The 15,891-nt window shown below is 46.0% G+C and carries 12 protein-coding genes; 6 read left to right on the forward strand and 6 right to left on the reverse strand.

Annotated features, from left to right (window positions below):
• Positions 1-6 precede the first annotated feature (6 nt).
• Positions 7-3,051: a sensor histidine kinase gene (locus tag A4R26_RS16990; protein ID WP_165760310.1), complete on the reverse strand. Its 3,045-nt coding sequence runs from the start codon at positions 3,049-3,051 to the stop codon at positions 7-9.
• Between the two features lie 434 nt (positions 3,052-3,485).
• On the opposite strand from A4R26_RS16990, the gene A4R26_RS16995 reads away from it, so the two are divergent.
• The 3 genes from A4R26_RS16995 to A4R26_RS17005 all read left to right on the forward strand — a co-directional run bounded on the left by A4R26_RS16995 (position 3,486) and on the right by A4R26_RS17005 (position 7,529).
• Positions 3,486-4,754 (forward strand): phage tail-like protein, encoded by a 1,269-nt coding sequence (locus A4R26_RS16995; RefSeq protein ID WP_165760311.1) that lies wholly within the window; start codon positions 3,486-3,488, stop codon positions 4,752-4,754.
• 27 nt (positions 4,755-4,781) lie between these two features.
• Entirely contained in the window at positions 4,782-5,888 is a 1,107-nt protein-coding gene (locus tag A4R26_RS17000) for a T9SS type A sorting domain-containing protein (protein WP_165760312.1), read from the forward strand.
• 81 nt (positions 5,889-5,969) lie between these two features.
• Positions 5,970-7,529 (forward strand): IPT/TIG domain-containing protein, encoded by a 1,560-nt coding sequence (locus A4R26_RS17005; protein ID WP_081165412.1) that lies wholly within the window; start codon positions 5,970-5,972, stop codon positions 7,527-7,529.
• A gap of 77 nt (positions 7,530-7,606) precedes the next feature.
• Here the strand turns inward: A4R26_RS17005 and A4R26_RS17010 are convergent, their stop codons facing one another.
• Positions 7,607-8,557, reverse strand: a complete 951-nt coding sequence (locus A4R26_RS17010) for a helix-turn-helix domain-containing protein (protein ID WP_081165415.1) — start codon at positions 8,555-8,557, stop codon at positions 7,607-7,609.
• A 72-nt stretch (positions 8,558-8,629) separates the two neighbouring features.
• Between A4R26_RS17010 and A4R26_RS17015 the strand changes: the two genes are divergently transcribed.
• The 3 genes from A4R26_RS17015 to A4R26_RS17025 all read left to right on the forward strand — a co-directional run bounded on the left by A4R26_RS17015 (position 8,630) and on the right by A4R26_RS17025 (position 11,667).
• A complete protein-coding gene (locus A4R26_RS17015) occupies positions 8,630-9,346 on the forward strand; it encodes a hypothetical protein (RefSeq protein WP_081165419.1) in 717 nt (238 codons plus the stop codon).
• 50 nt (positions 9,347-9,396) lie between these two features.
• Complete coding sequence (locus A4R26_RS17020) at positions 9,397-10,344, forward strand: helix-turn-helix domain-containing protein (RefSeq protein ID WP_081165422.1); 948 nt, start codon at positions 9,397-9,399, stop codon at positions 10,342-10,344.
• An 84-nt stretch (positions 10,345-10,428) separates the two neighbouring features.
• The gene (locus tag A4R26_RS17025) at positions 10,429-11,667 is read left to right on the forward strand and encodes an MFS transporter (RefSeq protein WP_081165425.1); all 1,239 of its coding nucleotides are present in this window, start codon (positions 10,429-10,431) and stop codon (positions 11,665-11,667) included.
• Between the two features lie 98 nt (positions 11,668-11,765).
• Here A4R26_RS17025 and A4R26_RS17030 read toward each other — a convergent pair whose 3' ends face one another.
• From A4R26_RS17030 to A4R26_RS17045, 4 genes are all read right to left on the reverse strand, one after another.
• Positions 11,766-12,725 carry a homocysteine S-methyltransferase family protein gene (locus tag A4R26_RS17030; protein ID WP_081165428.1) on the reverse strand — a complete coding sequence of 320 codons (960 nt, stop codon included), beginning with the start codon at positions 12,723-12,725 and terminating at the stop codon, positions 11,766-11,768.
• Between the two features lie 6 nt (positions 12,726-12,731).
• Positions 12,732-13,985, reverse strand: coding sequence for a vanadium-dependent haloperoxidase (locus A4R26_RS17035; RefSeq protein WP_207625775.1), 1,254 nt, complete (start codon positions 13,983-13,985; stop codon positions 12,732-12,734).
• 90 nt (positions 13,986-14,075) lie between these two features.
• Entirely contained in the window at positions 14,076-14,537 is a 462-nt protein-coding gene (locus A4R26_RS17040) for a hypothetical protein (protein ID WP_081165434.1), read from the reverse strand.
• A gap of 173 nt (positions 14,538-14,710) precedes the next feature.
• The gene (locus A4R26_RS17045; protein WP_081165437.1) at positions 14,711-15,856 is read right to left on the reverse strand and encodes a tetratricopeptide repeat protein; all 1,146 of its coding nucleotides are present in this window, start codon (positions 15,854-15,856) and stop codon (positions 14,711-14,713) included.
• Positions 15,857-15,891: the final 35 nt, after the last annotated feature.

Consider the following 15,891-nt stretch of genomic DNA (forward strand, 5'->3'; position numbering starts at 1 on the left):
AACGTATTATTCATAGGTAAGTGAAAGGGTTAAACGCGCCAGGGTGCCGCTTGCTGTATTCCCGTTTTCCCCAATATCGATGATCTGCAACATACAGGTGACATGGTATTTCGAATTCAGTAACCTGATCCTGTCTTTGATATTTTCAATGCCTACCGAATGGTGGGCATCCTGTTGTTTTTTTGCCGGTGATTGCCCGATGCCGATGCCATTGTCTTCAATTTCACAGATCAGCTGATCCTGCTTTTTCAAAAAGCGGATCGCTATTTTTTTATCGCCATCCCTGGGTTTCAAACCATGCCAGATGGCATTCTCAACCAGCGGTTGCAGTAACATGGGTGGAATTTCAACGCTGGTAATATCGAGTTCTTTATCTACCGTTATTGTATACGTAAAATGTTCGAACCGCAGCTTTTCTATTTCAAGGTACCGGTGAAGGTACTGGATGTTCTGGTCGAGGGTAATGAAGTGATGCCGCGAGTGATCGAGATTCATGCGTATAAGCCGGGCAAAGCGGGCAAGATAGTGTGAAGCGTTGCCGTTCTCGTTTTGCAGTATAAGCTCCCTGATGCTGTTAAGGCTGTTGAAAATAAAATGCGGGTTCATCTGCGCATGCAGCGCTTTCATTTCAGTTATGGCTATAAGGTTATTCAGGCCGGCGGTATGCCTGATGCTCCGGATGCGAAAATGTACAAGTGTAAAAATAATAAGCGCTGTGAGCAGGGCAATCGATGCATAGAACCAGGTCTTTTGCCAGAAAGGTGGTTGAATGATAATGATGAGCTGTTTTACTGTTTCCTGCCAGTGATTGGATACTGAGAACGCTTTTATTTGCAGGGTGTATGTGCCCGGCGACAGGTTGTTGAAGTTGATGGTGTTCTGTTTTTCCAGTGCGATCCACGAGGTATTGTCTATACGATAACTGAACCGGTTGTTCTGCGCATCGGTAAAATTAATGGCGGATATATGAATACGGAGATCATTGTCGTAATATGGCAGCTTCAGTTCGTTGCGGGGATACATTATGTTTATGCCGCCGGCTGTATTGATGACATCAATAAATAAGGGAAGGCTTTTGGCTTCGCAATGTATTATACTGTCGGTAACCCATGCTATGTAATTGGAAGTATATCCGATGTACAGCCGTTTAGAGATCGTGTCGTGGTACAAAAGTTCCGGAACGCCGCCTTCCTGCGGTACCCCTTCTTCAAAGGAGTAGCTGATAATTTTATTTGTTTGCCTATGCCAGGCGCTCAGGTAGTTCCTGCTGGCTATCCAGAGATGATCGTTGCCGGGGGCAAGCAAAACGCGGATAATATTTTCAGGAAGGCCCTGCGCAACAGTGAGCTGATGATATTTTTTGAGGGTAGCATCATAGAACAATACGCCGTTATGCAGGTTACTGAATATTACCTGCTTTTGCCGGTTGTGGGTTAATGCAGAAATGTGAACATTACTGCCGTTAAACCCGGTATATCGTTCCATTAAAGTGTCAAACCGGTTCTTCAGCCGGTTCCACCTGGTTAATCCGTGTGCGGCTATCCAGACGTTGCCTGCTGCATCTTCGGTAATAAAACTGGCGCTATTTATTGGGATATAATTTTCTTTATCTGAGATCTGGTAGATGCGGCTGTATTGGGTACCAGGGTCGTATTGAATAATGCCGCTGCCCCAAACTCCCTGCAGCCAGAGATGATGATGTGAGTCGCGATAAGCAAGTGAAATTGGTTTCCTGTTCAGTAATGGCCCTATTGATGAAGGCAGCGATACAAAGCCGAAATGCTTATTACCGGTATGCAGCCATACAAGACCACTTTGCGTGGCGAACCATAAGGTATCTTTTGCTACTGGTAAGATATACCAGATCTGGTTGCATTTAGGATCGAGACGGGTAAAGCTTATTTTTTGTTTTAAGGTGAGCGCGCCTGCATCCAGGATGTAAATGGCATCTTTTGCATAAGTGCCTACATAAAGATCGTTTTGATGCCGGTAAAAAGCGGTGATATCGTATTTCGCTTTATTGTTGCCGGCAAATACTGACCGCAGGTCGAATGCATGTACCGGCTTTGAAACAAGCTGTTCTTTTTGTAAGCCTTTTTCAGTACCGATCCAAATTCTGCCTTCTTTGTCTTTCAGCAGCGCCGTGCAGAAAAAGTTTTCAAAATAGCATTTCGGTTGTGGTTTAATAACTCCGGTTGCGGTGTTGTAGTTACAGAAATACAACCCGATTTTCTGGCTGGTAACAATGGCGGTAGTATCATCGATTGCGCACCAGATCATTTCCCAGCCTATATCCTGTTTAAAAGATGCCGGCACCTGGCAGGCTTGCAGGTTATCGGTTTGCGGGTCATAAAAGAATAACTCATTTGTTTTCCTGTTATGCAATACCATACTGTTGGGATTAACAGAACCGGTAAGCGGAAAAACCAGCTTGTTCAATGCGGCAAGATGGGGAAACGTATGTTTGTAAGCTGAAACAGGACTGTATTTTTTTTGCTTACAATCGTATACGAACATGCCGTTTACATTGGTAAAATGCAGGTACAGCCCATTTTTAAGGGCAACAATATCGCGGCCCTGAACCCAGCCGGTTTTTTCGCGTTGCCTGGCCCTGCAGCTGTCGTGCCGGAAGTTGAGGCGGCCGTTTTTAGCGAAGGAGTAAAAACCGGTTTTGGTAGACATCAATACATCTCCTTCCGGGGTTACCAGTGCACTATATGCATCATTGATGTTGATGCTGCCCGGTTCGGTGTCAGGCAATGCATAAGAGGTCAATTGCTCATTTGTGGTATTTAATAACTGAACGCCTTTTCGCGTGGTAAGCAGTAACTGGTTGCCGGTAACCGACAATTTCAAAACTTCATCTATGGTGCTACTGCCATTAGCCGGTTTTCTGAATTCCCTGCCATCGAAGCGGTTTAAGCCATTTGGCGTGCTTACCCAGATGAATCCATGCTCATCCTGCACCAGACCGGTTATGGAGTTATCGCTTAATCCATCCTGCATGCTATAACGGGTAAACTGTTTTTCATTTAACTGGGCTGCAGCCATTCTATTACATAGAATGAAAAACAATAAATAGCAATAATAAATAAGGTGTTTTTTATACAGTGGCGGGTAAAAGGTCAGGTGCATGAAAGTAATAGTATGGCGGGAAGTTTCTGGTTATTGAGTACATATCTGCTACGTTTTCACTATGGCCTGCAAACAAAAATAAATGATTCAATCAAAGATATAAAGAAAGTGTTCATTGATACCGGTGTTTACATATGTTAGTTAAGCAGGTATTTTTCCACTTACTAGTTCATTGCCGCCGCTTGTTGCATTAAACCGTTCCTTCACTGGTTTATGGTACCGGCAAAAAAATCTGCTAAATAACTTGCGCGCGAATCAAAGCGAGTAATGTTATATCGATTGGCAATAAAAAAATCAAATACGAATAGATGAAAAGTTTTTACCCAATTACAAAGTTGTTTATATGGTTAATGGCATCATTGTTATTCATGATGCCATGTTTTGGTCAAAGTGTGGCTATCAATGAAGACGGTTCCTTACCCGATCCTAAAGCTATACTCGATGTTAAGTCGTACAACAAAGGTATTTTAATCCCCCGTATGAGCACTACAGACAGGCTTGCCATAGAAGCTCCCAGAGGTTTGCTTGTATTTGATTCAACAGCCAATTCGTTTTGGTTTTGTGACTCTGTAACAGAAACCGCCAGCCATTGGACGTACCTGGCAAAGGGCGATAACTGGAGCCGTTCGGGTAACATGGTAAATGATTACAGTTACATAGGGACCTGGAATAACAAGCCGCTGCAGTTCAGGGTAAATTCATTGCCATCCGGTGAAATTCATCCTGTAAGAGGTAACACCTTTTGGGGGTTCCGTGCCGGGAATACAAATTCCGGTCCCTGGAGCGATTCAACCGGGACCAGAAATACAGCAACCGGTTTCTATTCCCTTTATTCAAATCATAGAGGCATAGCTAATACAGCATCCGGGGCGTCTTCGTTGTATTCCAATATAAGCGGTGATTCAAATACAGCCATTGGCTCGTCGGCAATGTATGCAAATACCACGGGGTGGGGTAATACTGCCAGCGGTTCTTCAGCATTACAGAATAACATAAGCGGGTATAATAATACTGCGATCGGTACCTATGCATTAAGCCATAATGTAACCGGATCAAACAACACCGCTATAGGTAGCTTTGCCTCAGTGAGCGGAAATTTGTCGAATGCCACCGCAATAGGTTTCGGTGCAATTGTAAATGCTTCCAACAAAGTACGGATCGGCAACAGCGCCGTAACCAGTATCGAAGGCGCGGTGCCTTTTACCGTTCCTTCAGATGGCCGGTACAAATTCCAGGTAAAGGAGGATGTGAAGGGCCTTGCATTCATTCTGCGGTTGCGCCCCGTTACTTACCTGTTCGATGTAAAAAGGTTTGATGCACAATTCACAAATAATAATGCCGGTGCCGAAGGGTATGCCGCCTATGCAGCAAGTTATAATAAAGCAAACAGCCTGCGCCGCAGCGGGTTCATTGCACAGGAGGTTGAGAAAGCCGCCAATAGCGCAGGATATGATTTTAGCGGCATTGTAAAACCGCAAACGGGCAAGGACCATTATAGCCTGAGCTACGATGCTTTTGTAGTGCCCATGGTAAAAGCCATTCAGGAATTGAATGAAAAGAATGAAAGGCTTGAAATGGAAATTGAAGCATTGAAGCAATTAATACAAAAGATCAGGTAAATGCCGGCAAGCGATAATAGTATCAATATGAAGTCAAAATTTTATATAAGGGCAATCGGTTTACAATGGCTGATATTTTTACTGCCCGCTGCCATTTGTGCACAAGGCATTCAGATAACGCCGGGCGCGCACATGGTAGTGAATGGGAATGTTAACCTGGTATTGCAAAACGCAGGCATTACCACAAACGGGCATTTCTCTGCGGGTCACAGCACGCTTATTTTAAGCGGGGAAAATCCGGCTCAATCGTGGATTGGGGGCAGTACCGCTGCCTCCTTCCACAAGATTGTCATCAACCGCAAGGCCGATGTAATACTGAATGGCCATATCAGTGTTAATGATACCCTTAAGATGATCAAAGGAAATCTGCAGCTGAATAAATATACCCTCGATCTGAACGGGTATATAACCGGGGAAAACAACCTGTCGTCGGTTACCGGTACAACAGGTGGTGTTATGCGGGTAACCACAAAACTAAGAGCGCCGCACGAAGTAAATCCCGGGAACATAGGCGTAGAGATAACTACATTAAGCAATCCCGGTACAACAGTGATTGAAAGAAGACATGAGCGGCAAACATTGTTGAATGGCGGACAAAGCATTCAGCGCTATTTCCAGATAAGGCCGGCCACTAATTCAAACCTAAATGCCACACTGCGATTTTTTTACCTCGATAAAGAACTGGCAGGGATCGACGAAGCTGCCATAAGCCTTTGGAAGGGGGCCGATTTGGGAAATTACTGGTTGTTCGATGGCGGGGATAGTGTGAATAAAAAGGCAAATTACATCGTAAAAACGGGCATCGATCATTTCACGCGGTATACCGTTGGCGTTGAAACGAAAACGGAAAAAATGGCACGGGTTGCCGGCGCCGGGTTGCAAAGTGAGCCGCTTTCATCAACCATGCAGGTGTACCCCAATCCACTGCAGCAGCAATTTACAATTGCATTCCATAGCGGCATCGACAAAGAATACACGATCAGTTTGTACGACCAGGCGGGGCATTGGCTGCAGAGTAAAAAGTTGTTAAGCCGTAAAGGTGCTGCCCGGGAAATATGGAATATGACCGGTTATTCCAGGGGAATATATTACCTCGTGTGTGAGGGCCGGAGCATAAAACTTATAAAGAAATAATAGATGAAACATTGTTGATCCGTTACTAACCCTTCGATTATAAATAGCAACCATCCTTTGAAATCAAAACCGGTATCAGTTATGAAATTAAAGCTCATTGTACAAACTGAATTGATCACCTGCTTTTTTATGCTGTCGGCCCTGTTTTCCTGTAGCAAAAAAAGCGGTGATGGGAACGGATCCATTACCGGGTTCAGTGCCGACACAGTTTACGCAGGTAGAACCATGACCATAAACGGGCGTGGTTTTAGCGCTACGGCCAAAGACAATACGGTGCGTATAGGCAGCGCGATCGTTACTGAAGTACTGGAAGCAACAGAAACTGCATTGACAATAAAGGTGCCTGCGGGCGCCACCAGTGCAAAAGTATATGTAAGCGCGAAGGGAAATGAAATGACGAGCCCGGATGATCTGATCATCGTTAATCAGTTGTACTGGCAAAAAATGTTAGGTGGTGTGCTCGATGAGGACGGAACGGCAATAGCGCCTGTTGCCGGCGGTGGCTACCTGGTAGCCGGCACTTCGCGGAGTACTGATGGAGATGTTGGCAAAAATAATGGTCTTAGCGATATGTGGATTGTTAAGTTAAATGCCGACCGGTCCATTGCCTGGCAAAAGGTTTTTGGCGGAAGCGTTTCAGACGGCGCCAACAGTATAGTGGCATTGGCCGATGGAAGCTGTGTTGTGGCCGGTTATACCAACAGCAACAATGGCGATGTGACCGGTAATCATGGCGAAAGTGATTGGTTCATTATTAAACTCGATGCCGGCGGAAATGTAATATGGAAGCGGGTACTGGGCGGGTCGGGTACCGATGTGGCCAATTCGGTGATCGCCATACCAGGTGGCTTTGTAGTTGCAGGTTATTCATCGGGCAATGACGGAGATGTGTCAGGCAATCACGGTCTGACTGATTGTTGGCTAGTCTGGCTCGATGCAAATGGCGCCATTACCAGGCAGCGTTCATACGGCGGCTCTGAATATGACCAGGCCAATTCCGTAGCGGCTACCCCCGATGGTGGTTACCTGGTGGCTGGTTCTGCCATGAGTAAAGATGGCGATGTTACCGGTAATCACGGCAGTAACGATTTTTGGATATTGAAGTTGAATGCTACGGGTAATATCGAATGGCAAAAAACACTGGGTGGCTCCGGTGTAGACGCAGCCAACTCGATCATTGCCAATAAAGATGGCAGCAGTTATATCGCAGGCTATACCACCAGTACCGATGGCGATGTAACAGGTAACCATGGTAACTACGATTACTGGGTAGTTAAGTTAAATGCAAACGGTACGATAGCCTGGCAAAAAGCGCTGGGTGGTTCGCTCCTCGATCAGGCGCTGGCCATTGCGCCGGCCAAGGACGGAGGTTGTGCGGTAGCGGGTTTGACAACCAGTACCGATGGGGATATCACTTTTAATCATGGCAAAAGTGAAAGCTGGATAGTGCGCCTCGATGCCAAAGGTTCGCTTGTCTGGCAAAGATCGCTGGGTGGAAAAAATTCAGAATTGGCGTTTGCGCTGGCAGCAACGGGGAACAGCTTTACCGTAATAGGTTATTCAAACAGTTCAGATGGAGATGTGAGTGGTTTGCACGGAACTACAAGGACGGATTTCTGGCTGTTTCAAATATTTGATTAGTAGGCTATCTCAAGAGGAAAAATGAACGGGGGGCTCTGTTTGGAGACCCCCGCTGTCATTTGGTATAATGAAACGTATTATTTTCCGGTTGCGGGCTGCAGGTACATAAAGAATTCACCCAGCTTACATTCGTCATTGCGCAGCAATAAAAAAGAGAAGAAGTCTGAAGGCCTGAATAATTTTTTATAACCTATTATACTTTCTCTGAAGTAGGTTGTATAGCTCTTTATGTTTTCATCAACAGAGCCCGCCGGAATATCGAATACGAGATATGTGCCTTCTTTTACCGGACTGGTAATATAACCGGGCCGTTCGGCTGAAAAAAGATCGATCTCATCCCCTGTTACAAGTATGCCATGGTGCATGGAAAACAGTGCTGCCGTACAGAAATTTAACGAGTCGAAGGGTTTTACCACCAGCCGTTCATGCCATTGCTTCTCAAAACCACTCTTCACTTTGTTGAGATAAGTTTCATATGAAAATCCGCCGCAATATAGCGCCGGCACCATTCGCAGCGAGCTGCATATGGTGAACATGTTATATACTGTTTCTATGCGGTAGTTGAAGGGTATGTTCTTTTTTAATAATGCATCATAGTCGTGCTCAGAACCTATGCCATCCATAATGGCGTTTGGTGAATGCTTAAGGAATACCGGCTTTTTTCGAAAGCTGCCCGGGCTTTGGTTGAACCGCTGGCTAAAGGCTTTTGATAATGCATGCCTGCCCGAGTAGCCCGTTTTTTCTGCTATTGCTGCCAGTGACAGGTCGGTATATGATAAGAGTGTAGCTGCTTTTTCGATGCGGTACCGCTTTATATAACTTCCAATGCTTTGTTGTTCGGTTTTTTCGAATATGTCTGTAAAATGGTGGTATGAAACAAATACATGATCTGCCAGCCGTTGTAAGGAAATATCGTTATGAATATTCGCTTCCACGTACTCATGCACGCGGTTGGCAATTGCCTGGTAGTACTGTATGGTTGAGGGCTTATGCAAAGCGGTTTGCTCCTTAACTGAAAAGTTATCCATTATCGGGATTTTTCGGCAATTCGTTGCTCATAAAAAAATGGTAATTAATTTTCCGGTATCAACCTGATCATTATGAATACCAAAATACTCCGTGTCGTTGCCGCGGTCATCGCCTTAATCTACGTCGCTATTCAAACGTTTCAATGGTATGTTTTTGAGCAGTTCAACCCGCCGGCTTCAGCAGCAGAGGAACTACAACAGGGCAACCATCCGTTACACCTGGTGCGTTCTTCATTGATGCTGGCGGCTATGTTCATGCTTTTGTATGTACGGTATGTAATATGTTTTATTGCAGGCATGTATAACCGGTTCTGGGCTAACCTTGCTTTCATCTGCTACTTCACTTTTTTTATGCTTGAGGTTTTACTGCGTTCTACGGAACTGTTCTACCTGCAGCTTCACCTGCCCCAAAAAGCCCGCGGGGCCGATGCACACGAATTGAAGGGTATCATCGATCAGTTCCAGACCTTTCAAACCATCCAGTCTGCATTATACTTTCCCCTGATCGTATCGGCAACGATCAGTTATGCCATTCTCTTCTTCTTGTTCTGGTCTGTAAAACAAAAAGTTAACCTTATAATCAAGGCAGTGCTGGCCATCGACCTGCTTAGGTCATTCTGGCGGTTATCGGGCGATTATTTTAATGTACAATGGCTGCAGGGTGATCTGTACTCAACGATTTACCTGCCCATGGTTATAATAACCTTTGGCCCAATCAGTATCTGGTTGCTTAAATTTAAAGACGGCTATCAAAACACCTCTTTAACATCCAGATCGGATCATTTTTAATATATTTGATTTATATAAGTCAACCTTGTTGGTATTTTAAGTGTAATACTATGATGAACAAGATGATCCCAACAGAAAGTTTGCAGGATTATTACCAAAGAACAGGGCAGGCGGTGCCGAAGGAGCTTTTGCCTGTTGCCGGCGGAGCCAGTCATTTCAGCGTCAGGTACACCACCGCTCCCACCCGCAAAACGCCCTTTAACAGAAGGGATTATTATAAAATTTGTTTGAGCAGCGCATCGGGCCGCGGAACAGGCAGTCTCATTTACGACGACCAGGAAATACAATTGCATCCGCCCTGTCTTATTTTTACCCATCCCTCGGTGCCGGCGTCCATTGAAATCTCCTTTACTTCCGCCAGCCGCTATGGTTGTATATTCAATAAACAATTTATTGAAAGCCAGATCCTGCCCGATGTGCAATATGCCAGCCCGCTGTTCAATCCTGCGCTATACCCGATCGTAAAGCTCACTGAAGAAGAGCGTGACCGGTTGCATGTTTACTTTGGGGAAATGCAGCGGTTGCAGGAGTCGGATTATCCCTTTAAATGGGATATGATCAGGAATATCTTACAGCTGATAATACATGAAGGCGTAAGGCTGCAGCAAAGTCAGCTTTCACAAACAGGCGTTGTGCGCGACAGGCTGGTGAATGCATTCTATACTTTGCTGAACCAGCAGTTCCCGGTCGATTCACCCGAAACCTCGTTAAAATTATTAACACCTGCACATTTTGCCGATCAGCTGCATGTGCATGTGAACCACCTGAACAGCGTAGTGAAAAAGTATTCCGGCAAATCGACCCGCACCATCATTCATGAACGGATCGTCACAGAGGCAAAAGCATTGCTGCGAAATACCAGCTGGAACATTGCAGAAATTGCCTATGCGCTTGGTTTTGAATATCCTTCCCACTTCAATAAATACTTCAAACAGTTTGCATCGGTTGCGCCGATGGAGTTCAGGCAGCAACAAGCCGCCGTTGCTGGCAATATTTGAATTGTATAAGCATCCCTTTGAATGGTATAATAATCGCGGCCCGCGGGTGATATACCTTTACGTTGTCAATTAAAAGGTATTAACATGAGGAGTATTTCACAATCACGTATACAGGCAAACACCTGGGTCGCACTGGGATTGATCCCTTTATCGGGTTTCGCCATGGATGTTTACATTCCATCACTGCCCGATATGGCGGTGCAGCTGCATACTACACCTGCGGCCATTCAACTAACACTTTCGCTTTTTATTATCAGTTACGGTATTTCCCAGTTAATAGTGGGTGGCCTGCTCGATAGTTATGGCCGGTACTGGCCAACCATGATCTCGATGCTGGTATTCAGCGCATCGAGCTTCGCTATTGCGTTTACCGAAAGTATACAGGTAATATATGCCATGCGTATCATCCAGGGTTTTACGGTTGCCGTAATTGTCGTTGGCAAACGAACGTTCTTTGTTGATGTATACAGCGGCGATCAATTGAAAAAGTATACCAGTTTGTTTTCGGTCATCTGGGCCATTGGCCCCATCGTAGCGCCATTCCTTGGCGGCTTTTTTCAAACCAGCTGGGGCTGGACCTCCAACTTCATCTTTCTCGGTATATTTAGTTTCGCATTCTTTATCATAGAAATGATAATAGGCGGTGAAACGCAAAAACAGGCGCAGCCGTTTAGTATCAAAGGCATTCTCGACAGCTATGGTAAAATGGTTAAAACGCCCGATTTTACCGCCGGTATGGTAATACTTGGCCTGGCTTACGCCATGATATTGTTTTACGGAATGGCCAGTCCCTTCCTGGTAGAACAGCAACTGCATTTATCGCCTGCCGTAACCGGTTATGCGGCGCTGTTTAGCGGGGTTTCGGTTTTAATTGGGGGCACTTTGTCGAGAATACTGATCAAAAAGCCTTTTATAAAGAAATTGATCTTTGCTTCTACCCTGCAACTGGTGGCGGTAAGTTTACTTATAATGTTTACTTTTTATCACCAGAGCCTGGCAACGCTCCTGTTGTATGTATTCCTGATGCACAGTACCGGTGGTTTTATATTCAATAACCTGATGTCATACACGCTGATCCGTTTTCCGCAGTACGCCGGCAAGGCGGCGGGCCTGGTAGGCGGTGGTTTTTCGGTAGTGACATCGATATTGAGCTCAGTACTGGTTAATTCATTAAGTATTACCAACCAAACCATGCTCGGTGTTGCCTATGCGGTACTGGCCATAGGTATGTTCCTGGTAATTGTAAAAACGAAATGGGTGGGTAATGAAAGCGTAAAAACCAATAAAAACGAGGCACAGACCGAAGCTGCTGTTGCTGCGTAAGTTTTCTGACAATAAAAGAACGCCCCACCAACTGCGGGGCGTTCTTCAGGCTATACTACGTACGACTTTAACATATCAAACACCAGGCACTTTAATATTCATGCCTTCAGGGCTTCCTGTTCTTCGAGTGTTTTACAAATTTCTTCCATATGAGAATGGTCTGTTCCGCAACAGCCGCCAATTACTTTCAGTTCGGGTAACAGTTGAAACAGTTGCATATAACCTTCAGCCAGCTGGCATTTATCGCCGGCATCGAGGGTATCCGATTCATCCAGTTCTGCATGGCTTTTAAGAGAAGCGTTGGCTCTTATTCCCCTGATCCTGATCTTCCAGTTTCCGTTGTTATCGAGCTCGTGCATGAAGTGCTGCGGATGGGCGCAATTGATCATATAATGTTCGGCATAGTAATCTGTTTCCCGGTCGGTTCTTTCAATAGCTTCCTGCAGCAGTTCTCCACCGGGCAGCCGGCCATCGGTTTCTACCGTAAAGGAGATCACCACCGGTAAATTAAATGATCTGGCGGCCTGAATGATACCGATGGCTTCATCGATATAATTGATAGTAACGGCTGTTACCACATCGGCATCAGCCAGCACAAATGCTTTTATCTGTTCGAGGTGATATGCCCTTGCCTGTTCGGCGGTCATTTGGTTCTCCGCTTTATACCCATCGCCTCTTGGGCCAATATTGCCGCTTATTATTACATGCGGTAATGATTGTGAAAATGGCTGTGCCACCTCGCGCATGAGTTTGATGGATTGTTTATTGAGCGCAAACAACTCATCGTGTGTGTATCCCAGTTTAAAACCCCAGTCGGAGCTGGCGCGCCAGGTAGGCGATTCCATTACAAACCCGAGGTTGTATTTTTCTGCCAGCGCCAGGTACGGCTGATAATATTCCCTGAATGCATTTTGCCCTTCTTCCGTGCGCAGCAATTCAAAAGCGGCAAATGAATGTAACGTAATGCCTTTATGAAAGATCAGGGTAGTTTCCAGGCCACCGTCAGTGAGATAGTGTTTGTGCGGAAAAACCACTGATGAGTGAAGTTTGCTTTCCATCTTACATTAATTTATTGGTTTAAGATAATTGTCGACATTCCAGTTACCGATCTTATTGCCTAATTCCAATCCTGCCTCGCAGGCAAAACGAAAGTGAATACCCGCTCTTACTCTTGAATCGGCATTCTCTTTTGCCGCCTGGCTAAAGCTGGTGAAGCTTCTTGTACTGCCTGCCGGAAATGCTGTGGGCGATGTAATAGTAAAGGCGGTATTATCGCCCAATACTCTTGCCAGTACGGTAGCAGCTGCATTACCCAGTGCGCTGTGGGTCGACGGATAGTCCTGCACAGGCGGAGTAGGTTCGGCAGACAGCCATTGCGGGTCGGCGGTAGTTTGGTCGTTGCCATCCGTTGCCGCATTCCGAATGGCGGTATAGGGGCGCCATAAGTCATAATGGGCTTTGGCTTCCCAGCCTGCGATGTATGCGTCGGCCAGCGACATATCGACCAATGCAAACAAACGGGCGGCTTCCAGCAAGTTCAGTTTTTTGTTGATGGCTGCGGTTCGTGCCACCCGGTTCCAGCCTGCTTCTGAAAACTCATACCAGAATTTTGAATAAGCGGTTTGATCTGCCGTGCGGGTGGCGCTGTTAAGTATGCCTGTTTCTTTTACCTCGTTGAAAGCAGTTGCGTATGCTGTGCTGTTCAATGCCGGCGGCGGTGAGGAACGAAACTGATCTTTCTTTTGTAAACCAAACACTTTTACATTTTCCCAATAAGGCGCAAAACAAAAATCGAACGGCGGTACTGTCTGGTATCTTCCCGGAATATCCGATACCGGTACCGGCGCAAAGGGATCGCCTTCGGAACCATCGTTTGACCGGGCGGCAATAACGGCCTGTGCTGCGTCTTTTCCCAGTTTTATACCCCTGTTCTTGGCCTCGCTTTCCGGAACGGTTGAAAGCGATTGCTGTAAGGCGGAGTCAAGAAAACTTTTTCTGCCGGGGAGCTCCTGTACCAGCACTGCATGGGCGGCGGATGCTGCCGCTGCAACTGCATCGGCGCCGGCGTCTCTGCCGGTAAATATATACGTGCTGTATTTCGGGTGAACGGCATTAAGGGCATCATGCATGGCGAGATGCACCATGGCATTCAGGCGGGAGGCCATCAACGAATGCTGATAGGCTACGCCGCCAAAACCTTCATAGGCTACCTCGTCCCATTTCAACACCACATCATTAGGCAGGTTTTTAACAGGGTCTTCAGGATAGCTGTTTCTTGAACAGGAAACCATAACCAGGGAGCTTGTAACAGTAAGCATCAACCATGTTTTTCTTAAGTGCTTCATTTTTTGATTGTATTTATAATCTATGAAGCGTAAGTTGATGCCTTACAATGTGAGGGCAGGGCCTTACGAGGTGACCCAGTTCACCTCCCGGTCGGGTTGGTACGAACAAAGGATGCCCGTTTTGATGGCATTGGAAAGGTGGGCGCCCAGTAACGGGTGGTGTTGTTCAATGCGGGCAATGGCATTTCGTATGCGCCAGGTGATGGCGGAACGGGCTTTCTCGATGGTGCCGCCGGTTTCGCGGGTTTTGCCTTTCAACCCCAGCGACCGTGATAAGTGTTCAACCAGCTGGTCGTATTCGGCCTGCAGTTTTTCTGCAGTAACAAAATCACTGGTGTTCTCTGCTTCGTAGATGTCGTTCTGCAGTTCGAGGATCTTTTGCTGGTATTGCTTGCGGGCTTTCTCATCGATCAGTTTTTCTCCCTGATCATTGATGCTGCTGCCCATCATTTCGGCACAGTGGAACAGGTGACGCGGCTCGAGCAGCATTTTCTGTATATCATAAAACCCTTTTAACTCCTGCATTTGTACGGTGGCGCCGTCGTAGGAAAGTTTCCAGGCGCCGGTTTCTTTTAGAAAATGATTCGCTTTTGCCGATTGCGGGTTTTGTTTTGGTGCAGGTTCGGGCGCTTTTACAGAATGCCCATTGCTTATATGTTTTAGAAAATCGTCAAGATTGGTTTTGTACCGGTAGGGGTTTATCTTCCAGATCCAGTCAATGGCTTCCTGCCAGGTAAATTCTTTGCTTTGCTGATGAGCCTGCGGTAATTTTCCAGGTATAAATTCCAGAAATGATGCATGCGGTCGGGCTGATTCAGGTAATAATATATGGCCGCATAGTAAGCGTCGGCATCGGCAACTTTCGCTTTCTGGTTGGGTTGGATCAATGAAGCCGCTTTTTCATAGTCGCCCGTAGAAAAATACATAAATACGCCGTATAAAAAATAACTGTCGGCATTGAATGGGATCAGCTGTAAAGCCCTTTCATAAATAGCCACCGCTTCCTTTTCTTTACCCAGCAAAAGAAAGCAAAGTGCTATTTGCATATGGGTATCGGGGTCGTTTGGGTTCAGTTGCAATGATTTTCTGAAATAGAATTCAGCTGTATCGTATGAATTATCATACACAAAGATCTTCCCCAATACCAGTGCGGCAATATAATTCTGGTCATCGAGCTCAATGGCTTTTTGTGCCCATTCATAAGCGCCGGTGCGCGCTACATCCCAACGTTCCCATAACTGGCAGCTCCATTCATTAAAATAGCTGAGCGACATGCCCGTATAAGCCAGTGAGTAATCGGGTTGTATTTCAAGCGCTTTTTGAAAATGTTCGCGGGCCAGCAGATCGCTTTCAACAGAACCTTTTTTCACCTGTTCCATCCCATACAACCAATGCTCGTAAGCTTTGAATTCTACCCTGGGTCTTTTTCGCATGGCTGATAACAGGTCGTTATTGATCTGCTGCTGCAGTATACCCACTACGGCCGCCAGCAGGTTATCCTGAATTTCATGCATGCCCAACAGGCTGCCCTCCAGGCGGTTGCCCCATACCATGTGCCGGGTACTGCTGTTATACAGTTGTACATTGATCCTTACCAGTTCTTTTTCGCAGCGAAAAGTGCCCTGAATAAAATAATCTGTTTTTGCAGCATCGAATAGTTTCGAGGCAGACGCATCGGCTTCGAGGTCCTGTACCGGCAGGTTGATAACGCGGAACTGGCGAAAGCGCGACAGCTCGGTAATAAGATCGGTGCTAAAGGCGCGGCAGAAGATGCCAGGTTCTTTTTGTAAAGAAAGGTCCTCGAATGGAAAGATCGTAAGTGTAATATGGTCGGTGGCCTGCATTCCAAACCTGCATTGAAAATGCAAAAGTATTTCTA

Origin of the sequence: Niastella populi, assembly GCF_002078015.1 — a bacterium.
GTDB classification, from domain to species: Bacteria; Bacteroidota; Bacteroidia; order Chitinophagales; family Chitinophagaceae; genus Niastella; species Niastella populi.